Genomic DNA, 25,213 nt, shown 5'->3' with positions numbered 1-25,213 from the left:
CGCTGAAAGCATCTAAGTGCGAAACTAGCCACGAGATGAGACTTCCTTACAGGGTCGTTGGAGATGACAACGTTGATAGGCTACAGGTGTAAAGGTTGAGAGACCAAAGCCGAGTAGTACTAATAGCCCGAAGCTTTCCAAGCAGATAGACCTGTTGTCTTCTCTGACTGTTCTTTTTCTTTCAATAACATGTCAATCAGGCTATAGCTGTTATGCAACAGCGATGAGCTTAAGATATTTCAGGTGCCTATATCGGCGGTGTCTACCTCTTCCCATTCCGAACAGAGAAGTCAAGCCCGCCAGAGCCGATGGTATTGCCGTAACAGGTGGGAGAGTAGGTCGGTGCCTTTTTTTATACGAAGCCCCTTCAGGAAACTGGAGGGGCTTTTCTGTTATACATACGTCCAAGAAATGGATACTCCTGTTCCTTTTTTTACTCTAGGAACTCTTTTTCCTTAAGAGCTTGTCCCCTATAGTGACGATTGGATTTCTCTATAAGAGATCTTGCTTGCAAAGGGTAAATATCTACAGATGAGATGAATAATCGACGTTTTATATGGAGTAGAGGGTATGTTTAGAAATAGAGGACATACTCTTCAGACCACCATTATATGAAGAGTGACATATCAGACTAAAGAATGAGATAGTCTCCTTTAAGGAGATAATTAGTCTTCTGCATAGAAATCAATTAGATTTCCTACATACTCATGATTCCATCCTTCTACGATATCGTCATAGTCTTCATCAGGAATATTTATATGATTAACTTCAAATGAAGTTCCCTTTTTATGTTCATGTAGCTTTATTGTAACAATGGAGGGAGCTTCTTGGTCCCCAAAGTACCATTGTTGAACAATCTTTTTATGAGGATCTAACTCTAGAAAGTGACCTGTAATCCCCCCGTCCCACAATGAAAACTGTCCTCCTTCTTGAGGGTCAATCTCTACAAGGTCACCGGTCCATAAACGAATGGTAATTTCCGTTGTCAACGCAAGGTAGATTTCTTCTGGAGTGGCGGGAATAATATAGTACTTTTTGAATGTTTTCATGTTCAAAGATAATGCTAATCGAGAGTATTTTGCTTTTCTTTCTATTATATTATTGCAGCATAGTTTTGCATACTTAATTCTTGCTTTTTATTTTTGTATATGAGTAATAAACTTCCCGTAGATTTAGTAAGGCATCTCCAAGGTGATCCTCAATTTGATTATAATGCTTTTGTAAGTATTCACGATAATGAACAGAAAACTTCCTCAGTACGCATAAATCCTAAAAAGAGGTTTGACTTGTCTCTTTTGGATATTGATAAGAATATTCCTTGGTGTGAAGGTGGCTTTTATCTTAATAAGAGACCTGTTTTTACTTTAGACCCTTTGTTTCATGCAGGATGTTATTATTCTCAGGAGGCGAGCTCTATGTTTCTTGACCAGGTTGTGCGTCAGCTCAAGCTGAATGTTGCGCCAATACGAGCTTTGGATTTATGTTCGGCTCCTGGAGGCAAAGCAACGTTACTGAATGCTGTATTGCATGATGATAGCCTTCTGGTTGCGAATGAGATAATTAAAAGCAGGGCGGCGATATTAAGAGATAATTTGGTGAAATGGGGAAACTCTAACGTTGTTGTATCAAATAATGATCCAGCTGCTTTTTCACGTTTACCTGGCTATTTTGATTTGGCTGTTATTGATGCCCCCTGTTCAGGATCAGGAATGTTTCATAAGGACCATGACGCAATTGATGAGTGGTCGATTGCTAACGTTAAGCTATGTAGCGAAAGACAACAACGCATAATAGCAAGTAGTATTGCAACGGTAAAAACAGGTGGCTATGTGTTTTATTCGACATGTTCTTATTCTCAGGAAGAGAATGAAGATATTGTTGATTGGATGATCGATACGTTTGATTTAGAACCGATCACAGTATCAGTAGATAGTTCTTGGGGAATTCAAGAGACATTGTCAAAGAAGTATAATGCAGCTTCGTATCGCTTCTATCCGCATAAAGTTTCTGGGGAAGGTTTTTTTTGTGCAGTCCTTAGAAAGACGGGACTACAGGAAGGTTTCGCTGTTAAAAAGATTAAAGTCGAAAAGAATAATGCTCCACAATCTTTGGCGAGTAAATGGGCGGATATGAGTGGTCATTATTCATTTCTTTATCACGATTTGCTACATATTTTTCCTAGTGTTTATGAGCATGATTTGGCTGCTTTACAGAAGGTATTATACCTGAAAAATGCCGGTACTGAAATAGGACGAGTAGTAGGAAACGATTTGGTTCCTAGCCACGATTTGGCATTGAGTAATCGAATTCATAAAGATATTCCGTTTTTGAATTTAAATTTGGAAGATATGTTAACCTATCTCCGAAAGGAAAGTCTATCAACTACCGTAAATAGGGAAGAGCTAAAAGGTTGGATTATTGTTCGCTATAAAGGTGTAGATTTAGGTTGGATCAAAGCTATGACAAATCGTATTAATAACTATTATCCCAAAGAAGCTAGGATAGCAAATCTTTAATGGAAAATTAGTTAATAGGATTGACTGCTTTCTGATGCACTAATATCAATTCGCATATATCATTCGCAACCTCAACTTTAGTTTTTAGTTGGAAATTTTTAATAGTATCTTCCTTAGATATAATCGTTACTTTATTAGTATCGGTGCCAAAGCCAGCACCTTTGTCTTTCATAGAGTTTAAAACAATGAAATCAAGATTTTTACGAATAAGTTTTTCTTTTGCATGTACTAATTCGTTGTTGGTTTCTAATGCAAAACCTACTAATGTCTGTTTCGATGTTTTATGCTGTCCCAAAAAAGCAAGAATATCAGTGGTTTTCTTTAATTGAATCGAAAAAGTATCGGATTTTTTTTTGATTTTTTCTTTTGATATATCGATAGGCGTATAGTCAGCAACAGCGGCGCTCATGACGATGATATCTGCTGTTGGAAATACTGATGTGCTAGCGTCATACATCTGCTGGGCAGATTGGATAGAAATTGTCTCTATCTCTTGCGGTATAGGGAGTGCTGTGGGGCCAGTAATTAGAGTTACTTGAGCTCCTAGCTGTTTTAGGCGATTAGCTATAGCGTAACCCATTTTACCAGACGAATAATTACCGATAAATCGTACGGGATCAATAGCTTCATAGGTCGGCCCTGCTGTTACCAATGCTTTCTTTCCCTTGAGAGGCTGATCTAAGTCTAAACTTTGAATCAGGAAATCTACTATTTCTAGGGGCTCTGCTAGGCGTCCTTCTCCCACTAGACCACTTGCAAGCTCTCCGTCTCCTGGGGGAATAACAATATTTCCAAAAGATCGCAGGCGCGCTATATTGTCTTGTGTAGCCTGATGTCTCCACATGTCTAGATCCATTGCAGGAGCTATGTAAACAGGGCACTTCGCTGATAGGTATGTCGCAGCTAGTATATTGTCACAAAATCCATTTGCTATTTTTGCTATAGTATTAGCAGAAGCAGGAGCTATTAACATAAAATCAGCTTCTAAACCTAGCTGCACATGATTGTTCCAAGAGCCCGTAATTTTATCATAGTATTCTACTAATACAGGTTTTTTGGATAATGTGGATAGCGTTAATGGGGGAATGAACTCTGTGGCTTCTTTGGTCATGAGAACCTGAATATTAGCGCCTTTTTTTATTAGAAGACGTACCAAAGAAGCAACTTTGTATGCGGCTATACTGCCGCATACACCAAGTATAATATTTTTGTCTTTTAGAGAAGACATCTTTGCAATACCGATTAGTCCTGCTCTTTCGATGGGTTTCTAAAATAAACCTTATCGTTTAGAAATTCATCAATTGCGACAAGAGTTGCCTTTGGCATGCGTTCATAATGCTTGGAAATCTCGATTTGCTCCCGATTTTCAAACACTTCTTCCAAATTATCGTTATTGCTAGCAAATTCTGCCAATTTGGAATTCAGCTCCTCCTTCATCTCTACGCCAATTTGGTTCGCTCTCTTGCTAATTACAACTATAGATTCGTATAGATTGTCGGTAGCTTTATCCAATTCTCTTAAATCTCTCGTAACAGTTGAGTTTGGAATGGCGTTGTTTTTTGCTTGACTCATATTTGTTGGTATATATGTAAATATTCTATTTCTTGACTTCTGTAGCATTAGCTTCTTTGTTTACTTCCGTTATTCCGAGTTCCTTGTTTTGATCTTCGATCTGCTTATTAATTTCATTCATTTTACGAATAGCAAATACAATCTTCTTGTCCGCGGTAGATTTTAGACCATCTAGCTCTCCTCTATACTTACTAGTTGGATAATGCTCCACAAAAGTTTCGTAATAGTCAATAGCATCGTTGAAGCGTTTTTCTTGTCTATTTGGGTAGCTGTTGTCCGCGAACAAGTACTGAGCTTTTACAATTAAATATTCGATTTCCTCTGCAAACCGTGTATCGGGATAGTCTTTCAAAACATTTTCCAATGCAATTACGGCAGCACGATAGTCATCTGAAAGCCCCATGTTATAATACAACTTGGCATTGTCAAAAGCTTTCTTTTCCAATTTTTCACGAAGATCTTGGATAAGCTCCCCTGCCTCTTTGGCCCTATCGGACTCCGGGTAGTAATTCACAAAAAGCTGTAGTTCGTCGATCGCTTTACGGGTGTTCTCTTGATCTAAGTTGGACCTAGGAGACTCTATGTAATAACAATAAGCTGCCATATATCTACATTCTTCAGCACGAGGGCTACTGGGGTAGATAGTTGCGAAATTTTTGAAATGATATCTAGCCGATGTATAGTCCTTAAGACGGTAAGTTGCATTGGCGCGAAGGTAAAAAAGATCTTCAGCTTCTGCTCGACCCCGGTATTTCTCCGCCAAGTCATCAAATAGGATTAAAGCTTTTGAGTATTTTCCCTTTTCATAGAATTTTACAGCCTCTTGATACTTCATGGCTATATTATTGCTGTTTTTCAGTTTTTCGAACTTACTTTTACAACCTGTAAAAAAAAATGTGGCCAATACAAAGGCAATTATTATTCCTGTGCGTCTATTTAAAAACATTGTACAAAGATACGTCAATTAAAGATAATATTCAATTAAATTTCGGTGTGCAATTTAATTGATTTTAATTGAGTTAGTGGCATAGACATAAGCCTTTAACAAACTTTAACCCTTAGGGTATGGGCTGTCATGGTAATGCTATAAAAGTTAGGCGAATTTCAAAGTAAACAAATATTTACCTATCTTTACTCCAAAGGAAAGAAAGTATTTATAAAATGACCTTACAAGAAAGAGTCGAACAGGCATTGGACACATTAAGGCCCTATCTTGAAACAGATGGTGGTAATGTTAGCATAGAGGAAATTACTAGTGATAATATCGTTCGATTGAGGCTTTTGGGAGCTTGTGCAAGCTGCTCGATGAGTATTATGACGTTTAAAGCTGGATTGGAGCAGGCTATTAAAAAGGCCGTACCTGAGATTGTTGCTGTGGAGGCCATTAACATAACAGATATGGACGATCCCAAGGCAACATCCCCCAACCGATTGTAGCGATTTTTTTTTGCTTAACACATTTTAACAAGAAACCATTCTGAGTTTAACTATTTTTGTTAGAATGCAACAGTATATAAAATATCTATTAGTTTTATGTTATACTTGTGGTATACAGTTTGGTTATACACAGAGTAGGAATATCTTACAGTTCAGTGGGTTGATTACCTCTGTTGGATCAGAATTGCCGGTGGCTTATGTCACTGTTAAGAACACATCTTTTAACAATCAAACATTTATTTCAAATAACGACGGGTATTTCTCGTTTGTTGCACATAGTGGCGATACTATACAATTTTCTAGTGTAGGGTATGAACCACTAACATATATCATACCTACTGTATCTGACGATAAATTTACTGCCCACATACAGATGCGGAGTTTGGTGATAGAGTTGCCCGCTGTGACACCATTTCCTTGGGCTAGCTATGAGGATTATTTAGCAGATTTTATGGGAATGAAAGAGGGGTATGATCCTGTAGCTTCAGCTCGCAGTAACTTAAGCCCAGATGCTATGGCTGCATTGGCTCGCATTGTACCTAGAAATGCAGATGAGATTCAAAACTTTAATTCAATTCAGCGGCATATTAATATGAGTAATAAGAATATTAATCAAAGATATGCAAATCCTCTTTTGAATCCATTCGGTTGGGCCCAACTGATTAATCAAATCCAACGGGGGGATTATAGTCGACAGAAGTTAAAATATTAAATCAATCAGCATTTTTGAATTCTGTAATACGTCCTATTTCACGTACACTTAGTTTAGATGAAAAGTAAGAAACGCACGCAGAGAGTACAAATACTGTCGTAAATACAATAACGAAGTCCTGTAGCCGAATATCGATGGGATATATATCTATTAGGGAGCCTTCCATTTCTCCTGTACGGATAAATCCAAACTTTTGCTGTAGTTCACAGAAGATATAACCAATAATTATTCCTAGAGAGCTACCTATAAAAGCTATTAATATTCCTTCAATAAAGAAAATCCTTTCGACCATAGACTTCTTTGCGCCTAGATGTTGTAAGATTTTCATATCTTCTTTTTTGTCTATAACCAACATTGTAAGAGATGCAATGATATTGAAAATGGCAATTATACCAATGAATGTGAGTATGAAAAACACAATCCATTTTTCTGATTTAACCGTTTTATATAATGTCGGGTTCTGTTGTTCTCTATTTTTGATCAAGAAACTCTCTTTCAGACATTTTTCAAGTTTTTTTTGAATTTTTGGAGTATTAGTTGGGTCATTAAGGTATATATCAATACCCGATATTTGATCGGGTTCGCCCAAGATATCTCTAGCAAAGTCCATAGGGACGAGGATGATATTGTCAAATTCTGGCTGATAAGTAAGCACACCGTTTACAGCTATACTCCGAATATTGAAATCTTCTAGAGGGTTTAGATTATTTGCAGAAACTCCTCGTCTTGGGAAAAAGAGTTCGATTTGATTGTAAAATCCTGTTAGCGGAATCTGCAGGTTTGCTTGAATCTGAGCGCCAATCAAAGCATAGTTTGTTGAGTCTGATTTGATAACAAAGCGACCCGAATGTAAGATTTCTCGTTCATCCTGTGCTTGAAGAACAGAGGGCGATATACCTTTGAGTTGTCCGACAAACTGTTGGTGATCATATTGAATCAGAATTTTGTCTTCGAGTAATTCGATATAATTTTTGACTTCCGGCGAGGATGCTATTTCTTTAAATAGAGCTGTATTGCTAGAGAACGTTTTTCCCTGTTTAGGTTCGATACGCAGGTCTGGAGTCGAGTTGCTATACATAGATAGAATAAATTTTTCCATACCGTTGTAAAATGACAGAACAATCACCAGAGCCGCAGTGCTTACGAATACCCCTACAATACTTATTATTGAAATAATATTTATTGCATTGACAGATTTCTTAGAAAAGAGATATCTGCAGGCAAATAATAGTGGTATTCCTATTTTTTTCATCCGCGTATAAAGGGATTTGTTTCTTTCTCAAAAGCAATTGTTGTGGTAGGTCCATGTCCTGGATATACTTTGGTTTCGTTGGGGAGAGTATATATTCTATTTTTAATGGAATTAAGTAGGACTTCGTGATTTCCTCCAGGTAGATCGGTTCGTCCTATACTATTCCTGAACAGAACATCACCACCTATTAGGAATTTTTGCTGAGCAGAATAGAAGCAAAGATGTGCAGGTGAGTGCCCGGGAGCAAGTATACAATCCAGAACATTGCTACCAAGTGAAATCTGTTGTCTGTCGATTAGGAATGTTTCAGGAATAGGTGAAGGTTCGTATCGGAACCCCATTTGTGGAGCGTAGTTCTGAACAGCGATTAATACTGGAATTTCGCCCTCATGGAATAAGGGTTTGAGCCCCCATTCTTCGTATACAAAATGGTTGCCGAGCACGTGATCAATATGACAATGTGTGTTTAGTAATATCTGTGGTGTTAATTCGTTCGTTTCGATAAATGATTTGAGAATCAGCTCCTCGTGATGGTCATGCATACCTGGATCAACGATTATGCAGTTTTTTTGATCATCAAAGAGAATATAAGTGTTCTCCTGATAGGGATTAAATGTAATAGTTTCTACGGTAATCATAATTCAAACTTAGCCAAAAAGAGTATAATTCACGAATACCTGAGGACAAAATATATTTTAAAGCCACTTGGTCGTCATGATCAGATGAGCAATGTCTTTCTCAATAAATTCCAAAACGGGTTTTATAGAGTCTAAATGTGGTTTTTCGTTAAAATATAGAGCTCCCCGCAGATAGTGTTTAGACTTGTCCGATATGAAAAACTGATAGTTTGATGCTGTATTTCCTGCAATGTGATATTCTACACCATACACAGCATTTTCCGGGAGATAGATTTCTTTCTGAGTTATTGAGCTTGCCATTGCGGTATGTTTAAAGGCAAAAGTTCGAGCATCTTCTGTAAGCTGTTCTAGTGTAGAGTTGGGACCTATAGGGAAATAGCTGATGTGTAATCTTGCATTGAATTGAGGAAAGTCTAGGTTTTTCCAACAGGCCTTAGCATTGTTACTTTTGTCAGTTTCAAGGCGGCTATAGGTAGGTATATCAAAACGATACGGGCATCCGGTTTGGTGTTCAGTATATATTTTATCTGGAAATATAATACGGTGAAAGCCGCGAGGTTTTGGACTATAGTCATCATTGTTGCAGGCGGTAATAGTTATAGCAGCTAATACCAGGAAAAGAATGCCACGTACCATTAGAAGTTATTTTTCCAAATTTCCCAATTTTTCTCAGCCTGTAGCAAAAGCATCTCGTATCCGTTTTTTGTGTTGGCTTTTCTAGCTCTACCGTGTTTTAAAAATAGTGTTTCTTCAGGATTATATATCAAATCGTAGAGAAGGTGCTTGTCTGTTATATATTCATAAGGAATGTCTGGGCATTTGTCTATATCTGGGAAAGTTCCTACAGGAGAACAGTTGATGATCAACGTATGGTTGGCGATTGTTTCCTGATTGAGTTCACTATAGGTCATATCGCCATTTTCGGAACTCCTGCTTACGATAGAATAGGATATTCCTAATTTGGTAAGTGTATATAAGACTGCTTTTGCTGCACCTCCGTTTCCAAGTACAAGCGCTCGTTGGTGATGGTTCTCAAGAAGAGGGGTTAACGAGCGTTCAAATCCAAAAGCATCGGTATTATAACCTTTTAGAGATACTTTTTCATCTTTTCGATGTATGGTGATACAGTTAACCGCCCCGATTTCTTTTGCTTCTATAGAGAGTTCATCAATAAAATCTATAACAGATTGTTTATGAGGAATAGTAACATTAAATCCTTTAAATTTATCGTCATTCCCAAACAAATCTTGAAATAGGTTGATGTCTTCTATTGAATACAGATCGTACTCTACATTTTCGATAGCTTCACTTTCAAACTTTTTCAGATAGTAATTTTTGGAAAATGAATGACCTAAAGGGAAGCCGATTAATCCTAACTTTATCATGAGTTGGATGTGTATTTCTTTATTATTTCCGCAATTATTTGATTTCCCTGTAACTGGGGGAGATAATCAAAGAGTATATTGTGTTTTTCAGGCCCAAAAGCTAATGCTAGCTCTAGGAAATTAAGAGCCTCATTATATTGACCATTGGCAAACAAATAGGCAACTAGCCTGTAATACAGTTCTGCAGTATCAGGATTACATTTTATGGCTTCCGACATTGTTTCTATCGCTTCGACAAACTTCTTTTGTTCGAAGTAGATAGACGAAAAGTCTAGCCACGCGTCTATATCTGTAGGATTGAGGTCTACCACTTTTGAATATGCTTTCTCCGATTCCTCGATTTGGCCTAATTTATAGCGTGCATCAGCAATAGCGAACCAATAATCAGGATTATCATCTTCGAGTTCTAACGCTTTTTTGTAGAAATGTAAAGACTCAAAATAACGTTCTTCAAAATCCAAGGTTACGCCAATACCAAACCAAGCGTCAGATAGATTGCTGTCGAGTTTTACTGCTTTTTTGTAGTAATCTCTTGCGGTATCCATTTGTTCTAGCTTTTCATAGCACTCGCCTATGGCGCAATAGGTGTCAGCATTTGGAGGTTCGTATTCAAATGTCTGCTTGTATACAAGGATTGCCTCCGAATATTTGTCTAGATTGACGAGTGCATTTCCCTTGTTAAAATAAGCTGATGCAAAGTTTTCCTTTATCAGTATAGAGTAGTCGTAAGCGTCGATTGCTTCTTCAAATCTAGACATTTTATGATACGCATTACCTAGGTTGTACCAGGCAATAAATGAATAAGGATCTCTATCTATGAATTCATTATAGAAGGTGATACTTTCTTCCTGTCTATCTAGAATATCATAGCAAAATGCAAGTTCATATAGTGCATCGGGATTTTCTAGGTTTATTTCGAGTGTCTTTTTTAGATAATGCACCGCTTTTTCGTAAGCTCCTTGTATTTGATAAAGACCAGCAAGTTGGTAGTATACATCTTCTTTACTCTCGACATTATTCAACGCATTGAGCATTGCTTCTTCTGCTTCTTCGTACTTGCCTGTTGAAGCTAAGATCGAGCCTCTCACGAGCTGAATGTCCCCATCTGAGGGCTCTAGGAGCTCTGCTTTCAACAATGCTTCTAAAGCTTTTTCATACTGCTGTACTGAAGCAAGGAGTTGGGCTTTTTTTAAAATGAATGAGGTCTCAAAGGGGTGTTGATTGCTAGCGAATTCAATAACTTGTAATGCCTTTAAGGGATCATTTTTTTCGGTATAGTAATCAATAATACTATCAAATGCAGCTGAGTCAAAGAAGTACTGATCGTCATTCCGAATCATTTCTTCGTAACGATTTACAGATTCCTTTTGCTCCTCCGGCGATCCAAACTCAAATTCCTCTTCCATATCGTATCTATTTATCGAAAAATACACTTTTAAAACTAAACCAGTTCAAAAATCTTTTCCACATATTAACATACAGAGTGTAAAAAGATCGAAAGGTTTAAAATAAGCAAAGCCGCCCCTGATTTAGGGACGGCTTATTATGCTTTATAATTATACCTTAAGTATGATTATTTTTTGATTTCAACACGACGGTTTTGAACGCGGCCAGCCTCAGTAGCATTAGATGCGATAGGGTTAGCTTCACCATAACCGTTAGCAGTGATGCTAGATGCAGATACACCAGCATTTACTAAGTATTGTTTTACCGCGTTAGCACGGTCTTTAGATAAGTTTACGTTATAAGCTTCAGAACCTTCTGATGAAGCATAACCATCTAAAGTAACAGATGATTTAGCATCACGGATTTCTTTAGCTAATTTATCTAAAGTAGAATATGATTCAGTCTTCAATACAGAGCTGTCAAATTCAAATTGAATAGGAGCGTAGTAAGCACCAGTTGTAGCATTGTTAGTAACTACTGGCTCAGGGAATTTGATAGGACATCCTGAACCATCAACTACTGTACCAGCAGGAGTGTTAGGACATTTGTCAAATTTATCTGGAACACCGTCACCATCTGAATCTTTTCCTAAAGCGTCAACAGTACCTTCTAAAGAAGAAACGCGTTGTTTTAATGCTTCAACTTCATTACGTAAAGATGGATCTCTCAACTCATCGTACATAGTAGCAGCTGGGTTAGCAAAAGTCAAGTTTTGTTTGTCTTTCGAGCCTAGAGTAAACTCTAAGCCACCATATACATTAGAGAAACGTTGTTTAGCATCTCCATGTCTGTTTGGTCCGTATAATAATGCCTCATCAGTGAAGTTCATTGTGTAACCTAAGTTCAAGGCAACAACTTCAGATAATTTGAATTTAGCACCAACACCTACAGGAACAATCATTCCTAATCTGTAATCTCTGTCTCCTTTGAATTCACGCTCGCCAAATACAGCCTCGCCAACTTTACCTTTGTTGTCATAAACAACAGTTCCTGTGAAATCATTGTTAAGGTATTGAACAGGGTTGTAAGCAAATGTTCCTATACCTACTTTAGCGTAGAAGTTAACAGCATTTTCTCTTCTTAAAAAGTCGATTGTACCTAATTGGAATACACCGTTTAAGCTAGCTGCCCAGTTAACGTCTGTTTGTGCAGATTTAGCTCCACCAATATTTTCTGAAGCAGGTCCAGATACATTGTGGTTGAATGTTTTGATTTTACCACGGTTAGCTTCAACTTCTAAACCAAATAGGTGAGAGAATTGTTTGCGAACTGTTAAACCATAGTACTCTCCAACTTTGTTCTGGAAGTAACCAACTTTTTGACCAAAAGCATTGTTACCACCGATTACAGTGTTAGGAGTAGTGATACCACCTTGTACGCCGATAGACCAAGTTCTGTATTGTGATCTACCACCAAATACAGTTGGAGTTTGAGCTTGAGCAGTTTCAGCAAAACCTAAAGCGGCTACTAAAGAAGCTGCAACAGCTGTTTTTTTAATTGTAGAATAGTTCATACTCTTTTGTTTAAGGTTATTAAAATTTTTAATTGTTCTCATTTTTAACATAACTTAACAATAACGGTGCCAAAAACTCAAAATCCAAAAAAAACTGAATCCCTCACACGTTTGCTGTTAAATAATAGGTAAAATTACTTATTTGTCTGTTATATAACAAATATTTAGCGAAATTTTGTTTGTCATTCGATAAAAATGAAAAGCAATGTCGTATAAAGACCACAATGTCTAACCCATTCTTTTCAAAAGAATTGCAATAATTATGTTGTTAAAGTATATAATGTATAATAGCTAAAGTCAAGCCGCCGAGGATTGCACTCACCGGAATAGTCAGAATCCAAGCCCATAGCAAACTTATCGTTACGCCCCATCTTACTGCGGATACTCGTTTTACTACACCCACACCAATAATAGCACCTGTGATTGTATGTGTCGTTGATGCAGGGATGCCAAAATGTTCAGTAATTCCTAGTGTGACCGCACCTGCAGTTTCTGCACTCACCCCCTCTAGAGGTGTTACTTTAGTAATTTTCGTACCCATCGTTTTCACAATTTTCCAACCACCACTCATGGTACCCGCTGCGATGGCAACATAACAGGCTAAGGGAACCCATTCCGGCATTTCTTCAAAGCTGCCTATGACACCTTGAGCAATTAAGGCTGTGGCGATGATCCCCATTACCTTTTGTGCGTCATTTCCACCATGGGCAAAACTTAAGCCTGCTGATGAAACCAATTGAAGAAATTTAAACCATCTTTCTGCGACGCTAGGACGGGTTTTTTTACAAATATTGATGATTATGAGGGTTATAATGATGGCAATAGTCATACCTATAACAGGTGCAAGTACAATAAAAGATAAAATCTTTAACGTAGCACTTAGGTTTATAGCTTCGATAGGGTTGGCGCCAAGAAAGAGAGCATAGGCCATTCCTGATCCAGCAAATCCACCTATTAAAGTGTGTGAAGAGGACGAAGGTATTCCGTAATACCAGGTAAATAAGTTCCAGGATATGGCCGCAACTAATCCCGCAAATATTACCTCTAAAGTAATATATTCTTCAATGACAGTTTTGGCGATTGTATTTGCGACTTTGTGGTCTGTAAATACAAAGTATGCTACGAAGTTGAATAAAGCAGCCCATAGCACGGCCATAAATGGCGTCAATACTTTAGTCGATACGACAGTTGCAATTGAATTGGCTGCGTCATGGAAGCCATTGATATAATCAAAGGCTATAGCCAATACAATAACAATAACTAATAAGGTGGTCATAGTTAATTATGTATAGTTAACGTATCGCAATTAAGCATTTTTAACAAGAATACTCTCTAAAACATTGGCTACATCCTCGCATTTGTCCGTTGCATCTTCCATTGCAGACAGCACTTCTTTTTGCTTGATGAGAGCGATAGCATCTTTTTCATACTCAAATAAATCTGCAACGGCTTTGTCAAATATATAGTCCGCTTTGTTTTCAACACTATTGATACGTACGCAGGAGTCAGTGATGTTACGTATATTCTTTAAGTCTTTTAGTTCAAACAGTGCTTTAGCCACATGTTCAGTAGCTTCTAAGATCAGCGCAGTGATTTCGATCATTGGCTGAGTAGGTTGTTCTACATTATAAAGCTGCATTCTATTAGAGGCTCCATGGATGAAGTCGGCAACATCGTCTAAGGAACTTGCTAACGCATGTATGTCTTCGCGGTCAAAAGGAGTGATAAAATTTCTTCCAAGTTCTAAGTGTATTTGGTGAGTAATGTTGTCACCGACGTGTTCTAGGTCTTCGAGCTTTTTAGAAAGCTCTTTTCTTTCTTCTAAATTTGTGCTATTTACCGAGATGTTTAAAAGCTTAGCCATCTCAATGAGATTAGCGCCAGCTTGTTCAAACAGAGGGAAGAACTTTTTGTCCTTAGGGACAAAGTACTGAAAAATGCTATTTAAAGACATAATACTTTTATTTTGATGCAAAAGTATAATCTTAATGTTAAGTTAATGTTAAGTTTAGTGAGGGGCGGCAAATTAAATGTTCTTTGATTTGGAGAGTGTGAAGCCAAAAGTCGTGCCTATTCCCTCTGTGCTGCGTACATTTACTGTCTGCTGATGTGCTTCTAATATATGCTTCACAATGGATAACCCCAATCCTGAACCACCGATATCACGAGATCTGCTTTTGTCTGTACGGAAGAAACGTTCAAATACCCGAGGAAGATTTTTTTCTTCAATGCCATAGCCGTTATCCGTGACTTCGATTAGTATCTGATCAAGCAATGGGAATATGCTGACGGTTGTTTTTCCTCCATGTTTACCATACTTCAGCGAGTTGTCAATTAGATTAACTAAGACCTGTTGGATTTTAAGACGGTCTCCTTTTACTTGAATGGCTTGGTTGGGTTTAGTATTGAAGACAATCTTTATATTATGTCTGTTGGCTTTATCGATGAGGTGTTCGATTGTTTCATTGATAAGTTCAACAATATCAAACTTCTGAATATTCAGCGATATTTTCCCTGACTCTAGTTTTGATATTTCATCTAAGTCATTAATTAGATAGGTCAGGCGATCAATATTTTTTGCTGCTTTATCTAGAAAAATCAAGGCCATGTCCGGGTCGTCTGCGATCATTCCGTCTTGTAACGTTTCTATGTATCCTTGGATGGCAAATAGAGGCGTTTTGAACTCATGAGAAATATTCGATAAGAATTCACGTCTGAATTTTTCCTGCGCTTTGAGTTGGTCAATTTCAGTAGATTTTTGCTTCGCCCAATCCCTCACTTCCTGTTCGGCTCCCTTTATGGGATCATCGCTAGCGTGTTCAGCAAGGACCTCTTTCATATCCTTGCCTAGTTTTAGGCTGCGAATTAGTTTATAGATATTACTGATCCTATTGTTGATGTATTGGTGCAGTACATTGTTCAGTATAATGAAAGCGACTACAAAAGAAACAGAAAATAAGATAAAGAAGTGATTCCAGCTTCTTTCATAGTACATACTCACTAAGGCGATGGCCAAAGAAATTACTAAAGCGATGTAAAAAACAAGGAGCCTAAAGTTCATGAAGACTTTATTCTAATTAATCAATGTTGACGTCGTAACAAAAACGAGGCCTATGTAAGATCACTTAGACTGTTACAGCGCTAAAAGTAATGATATTAATGTTAATTTAATATTAAAACTTAGCGATGACAGTTTTTCCTCCTACGACCTTATCTCCAATAGCCACATTGATTTTGGTTCCCACTGGAAGGAAGACGTCTACCCGAGATCCAAATTTAATGAAACCAAATTCCTCGCCTTGTTGAACAGCCTGCTCTTCTTTGACATACCATACAATCCGACGTGCTAAAGCGCCAGCAATTTGACGGAAGAGAACCTCTACTCCATCTGCTTTCTTGACAACAACAGTGGTACGTTCATTTTCGGTAGAAGATTTTGGATGCCATGCGACCAAAAATTTGCCAGGGTGATATTTGAAAAAGGATACGATACCCGAAACAGGGTTTCTGTTCACGTGTACATTGACTGGAGACATGAATATAGACACCTGGATTCGTCTATCATTAAAATATTCGGTTTCATCCGTTTCTTCGATGACTACCACTTTTCCATCAGCGGGACACAACACCGCATTTTCGTCTATCTGAATTTTTTTAATAGGGCTTCTGAAAAACTGTACTATCGTAATAAACAAAAAAGCAGATACAGCGTACAAGAACCATTTGATGATTAGATTGGCATCGTAATAGTTTGCGATAGCATTGATAACGAATATAAATAGAACAACCAACGCTAAGCTAGTGTATCCTTCTTTGTGGAATTTCATATGTGAATAATTTGTCTTTTAATGGCCATATGGAATATCCAAACTATATCATACTGTCTTCACTGTGATTCGTGTATGCGCAGTCTGTGCTACATGGATATTTCATGTGTCAATCTTTATTTTAAAGCTCTTTTTTATGCAAACATAGAAAAATTCAATTAAATATCCTATACGCCCTTTTCACGTTGTATTTGCACGGGAGATATATGTATTTTTCTGTCTTGATACTGTATTATAAACTTAATGCTAAGTATGTCTGCAATAGGATCATTTTGATAGAAAGAAGGGAGGTAGTACCCGATTTGGTTTAGCATCTGATTGAGATAAAATTTCTCCTCCTTTGAAAACGACTCGCTTTGCTTCAGTTGAATACCGGACGGTATCCCGTTCTTAGAAACGGAGACTTGATAAGTAATCTCCATCTCCTTTTCTGAATCTTGCCCCTTAATATAGCCTACTTCGTTTAGATAGTGCATGAACTTGTTGGCTATAAAAACATTAAAACCAGTGAATTCGTCGAAGGAACATTTTTTGCTCAACATGAATTCAGCACGTGGAAAATAGTCGTTGGGAGTGAAGACGAAGTCCTCTTCCGCAATCATAAGATGCTCAAAGCCTTCTTCAAAACGTTTTCCATTTAATACACCATTCTCATATTGTTCGATAAAAAGCAACGTTCTCTCTTGTCTCTTTTGCTCATTAACAAAAGAAATGTACCATATGCCATCAGGTTGTCCATTTTTTACCTTTCCCTGGCGATTAAATTTTGTATATCCATGGTCCGTAAAACCAATTATAGGTAAGTCTATGTCGTATTTTCCTTCGCCATCCTTTACCAGTTGTTCTCCTTGTCTATTCCAATATTGATTTATATAAAAGTTATCCTGAGCCAGTGTGACGAACAGCATTGGCTTGCCATCTGGATAATAATATTTCCAGGAACCTGAAGGGATATCATCTGTAAAATTTGATTCCCATTTGAGCGCACCATTGGGGTGAAATGCTTTAAATTCTCCCTGTTTTTTACCGTCCTGATATTGACCTGTCAATATCAGGCGCCCATTTGGGTCGAAATCCTTAAATGTGCCTGCAAATTTATTCGTGTCTTTGTCGAATGAAGATACCCGTTCCAAATATTTGAACTCACAGTTTTTGTCAACCAAGAAGTAGTTTTGATCAAAAAAGAAACGCTTCATATTATTTGGAGCATCTTCAAAATACAATGGTCTAGCATCTTGTGCTCTTACTGCGCACGATAGGAGTATGAACAAAAGTGTACTCAAATAAATTGTTGTTTTCATTCTTTTTTGTTTTTTACGTCACTTCTTAAGTTCGTTAGTGAGCTGCTAACCAATTCGGTCCTTCTCCAATTTCGATTTCTATCGGTACGCGCAAATCAATAGCATTAGTCATTCGATCAGTTATGATCTGTTTAAAAGTTTCAACCTCGTTTAGCGGTACATCAAATACCAATTCATCATGCACTTGCATAATCATCTTACCCGTTAGTTTTTGATCCTCTATGTCTTTTTGAATCTGTATCATAGCAATCTTGATCATATCCGCTGCTGATCCCTGGATCGGCGCGTTTATTGCATTTCGCTCCGCAAACCCTCTCACCGTCATGTTGGCGGAGTTAATATCTCTTAGATAACGTCTTCTTTTCAGAATAGTTTCTGCATACCCTTTTTCTTTCGCTGATTCTACAGCTTGGGACATATAGTCCCGAATTCCGTTATATTGCGTAAAATACTGGTCAATAATTTCTGCAGCTTCTCGGCGAGAAATACCTAAACTTTGAGAAAGCCCAAAAGCCGATTGCCCATATATAATACCAAAATTGACTGCCTTTGCATTTCGACGTTGATCGGGGGTCACTTCTTCTAGAGCAACATTATATACCCGAGCTGCGGTTGCCTTATGGATGTCATGTCCCAAAGTAAATGCTTCTAGCATATTTTCATCTTGACTTAGTTCCGCCATTATTCGTAGTTCGATTTGCGAGTAATCGGCAGATAAGATCGTGTGATTTTCAGATCGGGGTACAAATGCTTTACGTACTTCACGTCCCTTTTCGGTGCGTATAGGTATGTTTTGCAGGTTTGGATTGGTCGAGCTTAAACGTCCCGTGGCAGCTACGGCCTGATTGTAGGATGTGTGGATTAATCCAGTTTCCGGATTGATAAGGTTTGGTAGTGCATCTACGTAGGTCGACTTTAATTTCTGATACTGCCTAAAATCTAAAATATCCTGTACGATATCAGATTTGTTGGCCAGAGCGAGTAAGACATCCTCCCCCGTTTTGTATTGACCTGTTTTGGTTTTTTTTGCTTTAGGATCTAATTTTAATTTGTCAAACAAAACTTCACCAAGCTGCTTTGGAGAGGCAATATTGAACTGAACCCCCGTTTTTTCATAGATCCTGTTTTCAAGCGCTACAATATCACTTTCCAATGATTGTGAGAAAACCTTTAAGGTATCAATGTTAATCTTTACACCATTCTTTTCCATTTCAGAAAGTACATATACCAGAGGAAACTCTACATTCTCTGCGAGCTCTTTGGTGGCAGTGTCGGATAGAAGTGGAGCAAATGTTTCGTAAAGTTGCCATGTGATGTCAGCATCTTCTGCAGCATAATCCTTTGCTAGTTCTATAGGCACATCACGCATAGTTCCTTGGTTCTTGCCCTTGTTACCAATCAGTTCGGTAATCGAAATAGGGGTGTAGCCAAGGTAGGTTTCGGACAGAATATCCATCCCGTGACGTGTGTCTGGATCAATCAGATAATGGGCAAGCATGGTGTCAAATAATTCTCCCTGGACCCTAACATTGTACCTAGAAAGTAGAAGTATGTCGTATTTTAGATTTTGCCCTATTTTTTGGATTGCAGTGTCTTCAAATATTGGCTTGAAATAGTTAACAATACGCAGTGCTTCCGCCTTGTCAGCAGGGGTTGGGACATAATATGCTTTTCCCTTTTCAAACGAAAAAGAAAGTCCCACAATATCTGCCAACAAAGGGTCGACACCTGTTGATTCGGTGTCGAAGCAGAACTGTTTTTGCTTGGAAAGTAGAGTTGCTAGCTCTTTTATTTCTTCAGGTTCATCCACTAAGACATAGGTATGTTCTGTATCTTTTATTGTAGTATTAGGATCAATAGATGCTGCTGGAATGATATCCTCCGTTTGCGTTATTGTCGTTGGTTGCTGCGTAGCGAAGAGATCCATTTGACCAGAGGCTTTTTTCTCTGTATTTTCCCCAAGAGCGAAGTCTTCTCCAAACACACGCTTACCGAGGGTTCTGAATTCCAACTCTGCAAATAGGGGTTCTAGAATATCTCTGTTTGGTGCGCCTACTTGTAGTTGCTTTTCGTCTAATGTAACTGGCACATCAAGCAGTATCGTTGCCAATTTTTTAGAAATAAGACCTTGTTCCGCATAGTTGACTACATTTTCCTGTTGTTTGCCTTTCAGTTTATGCGAGTTGGCAATGATCTCTTCTACACTGCCAAATTCTTGGATTAATTTTTTAGCCGTTTTTTCTCCTATTCCGGGGATTCCGGGGATATTATCAACAGCATCGCCCCAAAGCCCCAGTATATCGATCACTTGAGATACATCATTTATCTCCCATTTTTCAAGTATTTCAGGCACACCCTGAATTTCTGCACCATTTCCCATGCGGGCTGGTTTGTAAATAAATATGTTCTCTGATACCAGTTGACCAAAGTCCTTGTCTGGAGTCATGCAATATACCGTAAAACCTTCTTTTTCGGCTTGTTTGGCTAGAGTTCCAATAATGTCATCCGCCTCATAGCCGTCCATCGTGATGACAGGGATGTTAAAACCTTCCACTAGTTTAAATATGTAGGGGATTGATTTGGAAAGGTCTTCGGGCATCTCTTGACGGTTGGCCTTATATGCTTCGAACTCCAAGTGCCTGTTTGTAGGAGCTGCCGTATCAAATACAACAGCAATGTGGCTTGGGGTCTGGTTTTTCAGAACATCTAATAACGTGTTTGTAAAACCCATGATAGCACCGGTATTGAGTCCATATGAAGTCAGTCTAGGAACTTTGCTTAGTGCAAAGTAAGCTCTGTAAATAAGAGCCATCCCATCCAAAAGAAAAAGTTTTTTCACAAATAATTTGTTTAATAGTATACTACACAAAGGTAATAAAACCTTCATCAACTCCACACACTTGGTGCAAGTAATCCGCTCCTGTGGAAGGCTGTAATGTTGATATTTTTTGCGACTTTTGTAGCGATTGAGGTAATTACTTAATAAAATAAGCATTAATAAGATATGAGAGGTTTGGTGACAAAGTCAACCGGTAGCTGGTACCAGGTGTTAGGAGATGATGATGTTTCTTATGACTGCCGTATTAAAGGCAAATTTAGGATAAAGGGTATTAAGACCACAAACCCCATAGCTGTGGGAGATTGGGTGAACTTCGAATTGGAGTCATCCGAACAGACCATCGGTGTTATCAATTCGTTGGAACCGCGGAGGAACTATATTATACGGAGATCGGTAAACTTATCCAAGCAGACCCAGATTTTAGGTGCAAATTTGGATCAGGCACTGTTGGTCGTGACCTTAGCATCTCCACCGACCTCCTTGGGGTTTATAGACCGTTTTTTAGTTACTGCAGAAGCCTATGGTATACCGGCATTGCTTGTGTTTAATAAGTTAGACCTTTTTAGCGAGGAGGGGAAAGAAATACTACAAGAGTATAAAGCTATCTATCAAAATATTGGATACCCCTGCTATGAGGTCTCTGCCCTTGAAGGAACACATCTGGATGTTTTACAGGGCGTATTAAGCGATAAGGTTACCCTTGTGTCCGGACATTCTGGAGTTGGAAAATCGACCCTGATTAATCGACTGGTACCAGGATTAGAGTTGCGCACTGGACGTATTTCAGACTGGTCGGACAAAGGGAAGCACACGACGACTTTTGCCGAAATGATTAACCTGCCTTTTGGAGGTAAATTGATTGATACTCCGGGTATCCGTGAGTTAGGTGTTGTTGATATTGAAAAGACCGAATTATCGCACTATTTTCCTGAGATGCGCCACTATTTGAACAAATGTAGGTTTAATAATTGTCGACATATTAATGAACCCGGCTGCGTGGTGCTGGATGCCGTCGAGCAGGGCGAGATTGAGGCATCTCGTTACGAAAGCTATCTCAGTATATACAGTAATGAGGATAACCGTAGCTAATTCTTGGCGTTTGGTGACAAACAAAAAATCACCTTGTTTGTTTTTAAAACTGATAAATCGACATTTATGAAGCTTGTTTTAAAGTGGGTTCTGATTGTGTTCCTGATTCTTATAGTAGGAGTAGGTGGATTGGTTTGGTATTATGGGAGAAATTGGAAGCCGATTGTTGAGACAAAACTCAAGGAGGCTGTGCATAAGTCTACTGGGGGGCTGTATACCCTGAGATATGATGACTTAGATTTGAATATTGCATTGGGTAATGCTACCTTGCTAAATGCGGAGCTGATTCCTGACTCAGCTGTATACAGGCAACAAGTATTGTCTAAAGAAGCGCCAAACAATCGCTATCATATCAGTCTTAAGTCATTGAAAATAAGGAGGTTTAGCCTCATGGATGTGTTGTCGGAAAAAAGGCTGAATATAAAAACTATAGTATTTGAAGAGCCTAGTATTCATCTGATCAGTGAATATCATAGTTATAATGATACCATCGCAGAGCACAGCCAGAAGACATTGTATGAAAATGTAAAAGATATTGTTCGTTCGATCAATGTGAAGGACATCAAGATTGACAATGTCAAGTTTAAGTATTCTAAGATAGCAGAGGGCAATACAAGCAGTATCAGTCTCGAACAGGTGAATATCAATGTGCACGATGTGTTGGTGGATGAAACGTCACTTGCGGACACCTCTCGACTTTATTATACAAAGATGGTCGATGTGCAGATCCCCCATTTCGAATACAATTTGCCCGATGGTTTTTATAAAGCTAGCTTTGAAAACCTCCGGATCAATACGAGAGAGCAGAATGTCCTCATGACGAAAGTTTTCTATGGTCCAAAAATGAGCAAGAGTGCCTTTTTTAAGAATAAAAAGAGAAATGTCACTATGGCTGTCTTAGCATTTGACACATTGCGAATGGAACATCTAGATTTTAGGCGATTAATTGATAATCAACAGACCATAGCTGCCAAAGTACAGATCAAAAACGGTTCGGTAGACCTCTCCGCAGATAAGAGATACCCCAAGTATCCTGTTGTAAAGATTGGACACTCTCCACACCAACAGCTGATGAAGGCCCAAAAATTATTGCGTTTAGATACCGTGTTAGTCGATAATGTAACCGTTACCTACTATGAAATGAGTGCAAAATTTGGGCGCGAGGGATCGATTAGCTTCAATCATGCCAAAGGGACTCTTACCAATGTCACCAATGATACTACCGTGCTAAGAAAAGATAAGTATATGCGGGCTGATTTGATTGCGCAGGTAATGGGGGCAGGGCGACTCCACGCTAAATTTGGTTTCGACATGTTGAGCAAAACCGGTTACCATACCTATAGCGGGACGTTAGGAGCCATGAATGCTACAGCTTTTAACCGTATTCTGCACCCCTTACTTAATGTGGGGATTGCTTCTGGAAATATTAAAAAAATTGCTTTTAATATGGAAGGGAATGATCGTAAGAATTGGGGGAGTTTCAAATTCGATTATGACAATTTGAAAATCAACCTACCTGAAAAAGAGAATGGTAAAAAGTCTAAGTTGGCTTCATTTCTTGTCAATCAGATCCTAATAAATGACAGCAACCCTGATGCAAATGAGAAATATCATGTCGGAAAGATTAATTATACTCGAGTGCCAGAGCATACATTTTTCAAGACGCTTTGGCAGAGCTTATTAGAGGGAATAAAGCAATGTGCAGGTATCAGCCCAGAGCGAGAGGCGAAACTATTGGGGACTGCAGAGAAGGTAAAAGAGGTAAGTACGGAGGCTAAGGGCGTGGTTAAAAAAACAGGAAAATTCTTTAAGGGGCTATTTAAAAAGAAGGAAAAAACTGAAGGAGAGGGGAATTAATTGACTTCAGCAAAAATATATATTATTATGTTTGCAGTATGAAGTCTATTGCAGATTTTTTAAAATTCGTATTCCGATACCGTTACAAGGCTGTAGATCTTATCATGTTTTATGTCAGCATGATCTGTGCATTGACAGTATTGATACACATAGGCTATATCACCAATCCGCAAATAGCAAAACATAGCAAAATAGCCATTATAGGTATGTTTTATGGGCTTTTGGTTTTAGAATGTTTTCGTACCAGTTCCTCTATATTTGCTTTTAGGCGAGTTGCGGTCTCTCATTATTCTGGACTTGTCGTTGTTTCTTATTTTTTAGTAATCGCTCTATCGCGTATATCCGGTGCCTCTTGGTTAGCATATTTTGCAAAGGACGAGTGGATTTATTTTGGAATCGGAGCTGTCTTTCTTTCAGAGTTATCAAAGAGCAGCTTGTTTTTCGATAACTTTTATTTCAATCCCACCATACTATTCGTGATTAGTTTCATCGGATTGATTCTTATTGGTACCGTACTTTTGATGTTGCCGAGGACCACTTTGCAAGCGCCACTTAGTTTTGTGGATGCTTTTTTTATGGCTACTAGTGCTGTGTGTATTACTGGTCTTTCGGTAACCGATATCTCTACTAACTTTTCCTTGTTTGGACAAACCATTATTATGTTGTTGATACAGGTTGGTGGATTGGGAATCATGACATTTACCGGTTTCTTTGGTTATTTCTTTTCAGGAGGTTTTTCTTTTAAAAACCAACTGATGTTTGGAGAAATTTTAGGTGAGAATAAACTCAATGATGTTGTTTCCACCTTATTGACTATTATATTTATCACTTTACTTTTTGAATTCATTGGCGGTGTATTTATATATTTTACATTAGACTCCGTACTTTTTGAAAGTTCGGCTGAGCGTATCTTTTTCTCTGCATTTCATGCGATCTCTTCCTTTTGTAATGCCGGATTCTCTATTCTTTCAGATGGAATCGGCAATCCGGGCTATCGCTACAATTACCATTTCCAGATTGTCTTGGTATTGATTTTTATTTTAGGAGGATTAGGGTTCGGCACTGTATATAATTTTTATACCTATATCAAAGGGAAGTTGAATGCAGTGGTCTGTATATTGTTCTTAAAAAAGAAATATAAGTATAAAGCACAGCCTTTCAGTTTCAACACCAAGTTTATACTCTTGTGCAATGCTATTGTGGTTGTCGTGGCTACAGGATCCTACTTTCTTATGGAGCGGCATAATACATTGGTTCCGGATCGCAGTGTATTTGGAGAATGGGTTACGTCTCTCTTTATGGCCAATGCTTCTAGATCTGCAGGTTTTAATAGCGTAGATGTCAATTTTGTAAGTACGCCGACCTTGATTATGTTGACTACCCTGATGTGGGTGGGTGCCTCTCCAGGTTCTACGGGTGGAGGTGTCAAGGTGACGACGGTTGCTATCGCTTTTATGAATATTTTTTCGTTGGCACGAGGTAAGGACTCTATTGAGCTTTTTCGGAGAAAGATTGCAGGAGAATCCATCAACAAAGCTTTTGCGATTATTGTCCTGTCCGTGTTGACGATAACTTTTTCTTTCGTGCTCCTTAACTTTTCTGATGCAGACAAGCCGATGAAGGCTCTTTTGTTTGAGTCTGTATCTGCCTATACAACATGTGGGTTAAGCTTGGGGGTGACTCCATCCTTGAGCACGACAGGTAAGATGATTATTATATTTACCATGTTTGTCGGACGCGTTGGCATGTTGACGTTATTGGTTGCATTTATTAAGAATACAAGAAACAAGAGTTATATTTATCCAACAGAAAAACTTCTGTTTTAAAGC

At 38.3% G+C, this 25,213-nt stretch carries 22 protein-coding genes and 2 rRNA genes; 8 read left to right on the top strand and 16 right to left on the bottom strand.

Going from position 1 to position 25,213, the window contains the following annotated elements:
• Positions 1 to 143 (top strand): 23S ribosomal RNA (locus M472_RS23975); the annotation flags it as partial.
• A 96-nt stretch (positions 144 to 239) separates the two neighbouring features.
• A 5S ribosomal RNA gene (gene rrf / locus M472_RS23970) occupies positions 240 to 351 on the top strand.
• A 314-nt stretch (positions 352 to 665) separates the two neighbouring features.
• On the opposite strand, the gene M472_RS23965 is transcribed toward rrf, so the two are convergent.
• Positions 666 to 1,049 carry an SRPBCC domain-containing protein gene (locus tag M472_RS23965; RefSeq protein ID WP_021068342.1) on the bottom strand — a complete coding sequence of 128 codons (384 nt, stop codon included), beginning with the start codon at positions 1,047 to 1,049 and terminating at the stop codon, positions 666 to 668.
• A gap of 99 nt (positions 1,050 to 1,148) precedes the next feature.
• On the opposite strand from M472_RS23965, the gene M472_RS23960 reads away from it, so the two are divergent.
• Positions 1,149 to 2,516, top strand: coding sequence for a methyltransferase RsmF C-terminal domain-like protein (locus M472_RS23960; protein ID WP_021068340.1), 1,368 nt, complete (start codon positions 1,149 to 1,151; stop codon positions 2,514 to 2,516).
• Between the two features lie 7 nt (positions 2,517 to 2,523).
• On the opposite strand, the gene coaBC is transcribed toward M472_RS23960, so the two are convergent.
• From coaBC to M472_RS23945, 3 genes are read right to left on the bottom strand one after another with little or no spacing between them, the layout of a single operon-like run.
• Positions 2,524 to 3,744, bottom strand: coding sequence for a bifunctional phosphopantothenoylcysteine decarboxylase/phosphopantothenate--cysteine ligase CoaBC (gene coaBC / locus M472_RS23955; protein ID WP_021068339.1), 1,221 nt, complete (start codon positions 3,742 to 3,744; stop codon positions 2,524 to 2,526).
• A gap of 14 nt (positions 3,745 to 3,758) precedes the next feature.
• Positions 3,759 to 4,088, bottom strand: a complete 330-nt coding sequence (locus tag M472_RS23950; protein ID WP_021068338.1) for a DNA-directed RNA polymerase subunit omega — start codon at positions 4,086 to 4,088, stop codon at positions 3,759 to 3,761.
• A 25-nt stretch (positions 4,089 to 4,113) separates the two neighbouring features.
• Positions 4,114 to 5,034, bottom strand: coding sequence for an outer membrane protein assembly factor BamD (locus tag M472_RS23945; protein ID WP_021068337.1), 921 nt, complete (start codon positions 5,032 to 5,034; stop codon positions 4,114 to 4,116).
• 215 nt (positions 5,035 to 5,249) lie between these two features.
• Here M472_RS23945 and M472_RS23940 point away from each other — a divergent pair, with 215 nt between their 5' ends.
• Positions 5,250 to 5,525 carry a NifU family protein gene (locus M472_RS23940; protein ID WP_021068336.1) on the top strand — a complete coding sequence of 92 codons (276 nt, stop codon included), beginning with the start codon at positions 5,250 to 5,252 and terminating at the stop codon, positions 5,523 to 5,525.
• A 64-nt stretch (positions 5,526 to 5,589) separates the two neighbouring features.
• Positions 5,590 to 6,237 (top strand): peptidase associated/transthyretin-like domain-containing protein, encoded by a 648-nt coding sequence (locus tag M472_RS23935; RefSeq protein ID WP_021068335.1) that lies wholly within the window; start codon positions 5,590 to 5,592, stop codon positions 6,235 to 6,237.
• A 1-nt stretch (position 6,238) separates the two neighbouring features.
• Here the strand turns inward: M472_RS23935 and M472_RS23930 are convergent, their stop codons facing one another.
• The 12 genes from M472_RS23930 to polA all read right to left on the bottom strand — a co-directional run bounded on the left by M472_RS23930 (position 6,239) and on the right by polA (position 20,438).
• Positions 6,239 to 7,489 carry an ABC transporter permease gene (locus M472_RS23930; protein WP_021068334.1) on the bottom strand — a complete coding sequence of 417 codons (1,251 nt, stop codon included), beginning with the start codon at positions 7,487 to 7,489 and terminating at the stop codon, positions 6,239 to 6,241.
• Complete coding sequence (locus M472_RS23925; protein WP_021068333.1) at positions 7,486 to 8,127, bottom strand: MBL fold metallo-hydrolase; 642 nt, start codon at positions 8,125 to 8,127, stop codon at positions 7,486 to 7,488. The genes M472_RS23930 and M472_RS23925 overlap by 4 nt, the downstream gene beginning before the upstream one ends.
• A gap of 57 nt (positions 8,128 to 8,184) precedes the next feature.
• Positions 8,185 to 8,763: a gliding motility lipoprotein GldD gene (gene gldD, locus M472_RS23920; RefSeq protein WP_021068332.1), complete on the bottom strand. Its 579-nt coding sequence runs from the start codon at positions 8,761 to 8,763 to the stop codon at positions 8,185 to 8,187.
• Complete coding sequence (locus M472_RS23915; RefSeq protein WP_021068331.1) at positions 8,763 to 9,512, bottom strand: shikimate dehydrogenase family protein; 750 nt, start codon at positions 9,510 to 9,512, stop codon at positions 8,763 to 8,765. The genes gldD and M472_RS23915 overlap by 1 nt, the downstream gene beginning before the upstream one ends.
• Positions 9,509 to 10,918, bottom strand: coding sequence for a tetratricopeptide repeat protein (locus tag M472_RS23910; RefSeq protein WP_021068330.1), 1,410 nt, complete (start codon positions 10,916 to 10,918; stop codon positions 9,509 to 9,511). The genes M472_RS23915 and M472_RS23910 overlap by 4 nt, the downstream gene beginning before the upstream one ends.
• A gap of 167 nt (positions 10,919 to 11,085) precedes the next feature.
• Positions 11,086 to 12,513: an OmpA family protein gene (locus M472_RS23905; protein ID WP_021068329.1), complete on the bottom strand. Its 1,428-nt coding sequence runs from the start codon at positions 12,511 to 12,513 to the stop codon at positions 11,086 to 11,088.
• A 226-nt stretch (positions 12,514 to 12,739) separates the two neighbouring features.
• Positions 12,740 to 13,747 carry an inorganic phosphate transporter gene (locus M472_RS23900; protein ID WP_021068328.1) on the bottom strand — a complete coding sequence of 336 codons (1,008 nt, stop codon included), beginning with the start codon at positions 13,745 to 13,747 and terminating at the stop codon, positions 12,740 to 12,742.
• Between the two features lie 30 nt (positions 13,748 to 13,777).
• Positions 13,778 to 14,425, bottom strand: a complete 648-nt coding sequence (locus M472_RS23895; protein WP_021068327.1) for a DUF47 domain-containing protein — start codon at positions 14,423 to 14,425, stop codon at positions 13,778 to 13,780.
• A gap of 72 nt (positions 14,426 to 14,497) precedes the next feature.
• Positions 14,498 to 15,532: a sensor histidine kinase gene (locus M472_RS23890; RefSeq protein ID WP_022829232.1), complete on the bottom strand. Its 1,035-nt coding sequence runs from the start codon at positions 15,530 to 15,532 to the stop codon at positions 14,498 to 14,500.
• A gap of 112 nt (positions 15,533 to 15,644) precedes the next feature.
• The gene (locus M472_RS23885; RefSeq protein ID WP_021068325.1) at positions 15,645 to 16,298 is read right to left on the bottom strand and encodes a phosphatidylserine decarboxylase family protein; all 654 of its coding nucleotides are present in this window, start codon (positions 16,296 to 16,298) and stop codon (positions 15,645 to 15,647) included.
• Positions 16,299 to 16,465: 167 nt separating this feature from the next.
• The gene (locus tag M472_RS23880) at positions 16,466 to 17,599 is read right to left on the bottom strand and encodes a toxin-antitoxin system YwqK family antitoxin (RefSeq protein ID WP_144062607.1); all 1,134 of its coding nucleotides are present in this window, start codon (positions 17,597 to 17,599) and stop codon (positions 16,466 to 16,468) included.
• A 34-nt stretch (positions 17,600 to 17,633) separates the two neighbouring features.
• Positions 17,634 to 20,438 (bottom strand): DNA polymerase I, encoded by a 2,805-nt coding sequence (gene polA / locus M472_RS23875; protein ID WP_031301228.1) that lies wholly within the window; start codon positions 20,436 to 20,438, stop codon positions 17,634 to 17,636.
• A gap of 165 nt (positions 20,439 to 20,603) precedes the next feature.
• Here polA and rsgA point away from each other — a divergent pair, with 165 nt between their 5' ends.
• The 3 genes from rsgA to M472_RS23860 all read left to right on the top strand — a co-directional run bounded on the left by rsgA (position 20,604) and on the right by M472_RS23860 (position 25,210).
• Positions 20,604 to 21,527 carry a ribosome small subunit-dependent GTPase A gene (gene rsgA / locus M472_RS23870; RefSeq protein ID WP_021068322.1) on the top strand — a complete coding sequence of 308 codons (924 nt, stop codon included), beginning with the start codon at positions 20,604 to 20,606 and terminating at the stop codon, positions 21,525 to 21,527.
• A 66-nt stretch (positions 21,528 to 21,593) separates the two neighbouring features.
• Positions 21,594 to 23,384: an AsmA family protein gene (locus M472_RS23865; protein WP_021068321.1), complete on the top strand. Its 1,791-nt coding sequence runs from the start codon at positions 21,594 to 21,596 to the stop codon at positions 23,382 to 23,384.
• Between the two features lie 38 nt (positions 23,385 to 23,422).
• The gene (locus M472_RS23860; RefSeq protein ID WP_021068320.1) at positions 23,423 to 25,210 is read left to right on the top strand and encodes a TrkH family potassium uptake protein; all 1,788 of its coding nucleotides are present in this window, start codon (positions 23,423 to 23,425) and stop codon (positions 25,208 to 25,210) included.
• Positions 25,211 to 25,213: the final 3 nt, after the last annotated feature.

The organism is Sphingobacterium paucimobilis HER1398 (assembly GCF_000416985.1).
Classification (GTDB): domain Bacteria; phylum Bacteroidota; class Bacteroidia; order Sphingobacteriales; family Sphingobacteriaceae; genus Sphingobacterium; species Sphingobacterium paucimobilis.
Note: the sequence above shows the minus strand (reverse complement) of the source record. Positions and strands in the feature narration are given on the sequence as shown.

What these genes read in the sequence shown, in the direction of transcription:
- M472_RS23965 (WP_021068342.1), bottom strand. Translation starts at nt 1,049, where the DNA reads ATGAAAACATTCAAAAAGTACTATATTATTCCCGCCACTCCAGAAGAA.
- M472_RS23960 (WP_021068340.1), top strand. Translation starts at nt 1,149, where the DNA reads ATGAGTAATAAACTTCCCGTAGATTTAGTAAGGCATCTCCAAGGTGAT.
- coaBC (WP_021068339.1), bottom strand. Translation starts at nt 3,744, where the DNA reads ATGTCTTCTCTAAAAGACAAAAATATTATACTTGGTGTATGCGGCAGT.
- M472_RS23950 (WP_021068338.1), bottom strand. Translation starts at nt 4,088, where the DNA reads ATGAGTCAAGCAAAAAACAACGCCATTCCAAACTCAACTGTTACGAGA.
- M472_RS23945 (WP_021068337.1), bottom strand. Translation starts at nt 5,034, where the DNA reads ATGTTTTTAAATAGACGCACAGGAATAATAATTGCCTTTGTATTGGCC.
- M472_RS23940 (WP_021068336.1), top strand. Translation starts at nt 5,250, where the DNA reads ATGACCTTACAAGAAAGAGTCGAACAGGCATTGGACACATTAAGGCCC.
- M472_RS23935 (WP_021068335.1), top strand. Translation starts at nt 5,590, where the DNA reads ATGCAACAGTATATAAAATATCTATTAGTTTTATGTTATACTTGTGGT.
- M472_RS23930 (WP_021068334.1), bottom strand. Translation starts at nt 7,489, where the DNA reads ATGAAAAAAATAGGAATACCACTATTATTTGCCTGCAGATATCTCTTT.
- M472_RS23925 (WP_021068333.1), bottom strand. Translation starts at nt 8,127, where the DNA reads ATGATTACCGTAGAAACTATTACATTTAATCCCTATCAGGAGAACACT.
- gldD (WP_021068332.1), bottom strand. Translation starts at nt 8,763, where the DNA reads ATGGTACGTGGCATTCTTTTCCTGGTATTAGCTGCTATAACTATTACC.
- M472_RS23915 (WP_021068331.1), bottom strand. Translation starts at nt 9,512, where the DNA reads ATGATAAAGTTAGGATTAATCGGCTTCCCTTTAGGTCATTCATTTTCC.
- M472_RS23910 (WP_021068330.1), bottom strand. Translation starts at nt 10,918, where the DNA reads ATGGAAGAGGAATTTGAGTTTGGATCGCCGGAGGAGCAAAAGGAATCT.
- M472_RS23905 (WP_021068329.1), bottom strand. Translation starts at nt 12,513, where the DNA reads ATGAGAACAATTAAAAATTTTAATAACCTTAAACAAAAGAGTATGAAC.
- M472_RS23900 (WP_021068328.1), bottom strand. Translation starts at nt 13,747, where the DNA reads ATGACCACCTTATTAGTTATTGTTATTGTATTGGCTATAGCCTTTGAT.
- M472_RS23895 (WP_021068327.1), bottom strand. Translation starts at nt 14,425, where the DNA reads ATGTCTTTAAATAGCATTTTTCAGTACTTTGTCCCTAAGGACAAAAAG.
- M472_RS23890 (WP_022829232.1), bottom strand. Translation starts at nt 15,532, where the DNA reads ATGAACTTTAGGCTCCTTGTTTTTTACATCGCTTTAGTAATTTCTTTG.
- M472_RS23885 (WP_021068325.1), bottom strand. Translation starts at nt 16,298, where the DNA reads ATGAAATTCCACAAAGAAGGATACACTAGCTTAGCGTTGGTTGTTCTA.
- M472_RS23880 (WP_144062607.1), bottom strand. Translation starts at nt 17,599, where the DNA reads ATGAAAACAACAATTTATTTGAGTACACTTTTGTTCATACTCCTATCG.
- rsgA (WP_021068322.1), top strand. Translation starts at nt 20,604, where the DNA reads ATGAGAGGTTTGGTGACAAAGTCAACCGGTAGCTGGTACCAGGTGTTA.
- M472_RS23865 (WP_021068321.1), top strand. Translation starts at nt 21,594, where the DNA reads ATGAAGCTTGTTTTAAAGTGGGTTCTGATTGTGTTCCTGATTCTTATA.
- M472_RS23860 (WP_021068320.1), top strand. Translation starts at nt 23,423, where the DNA reads ATGAAGTCTATTGCAGATTTTTTAAAATTCGTATTCCGATACCGTTAC.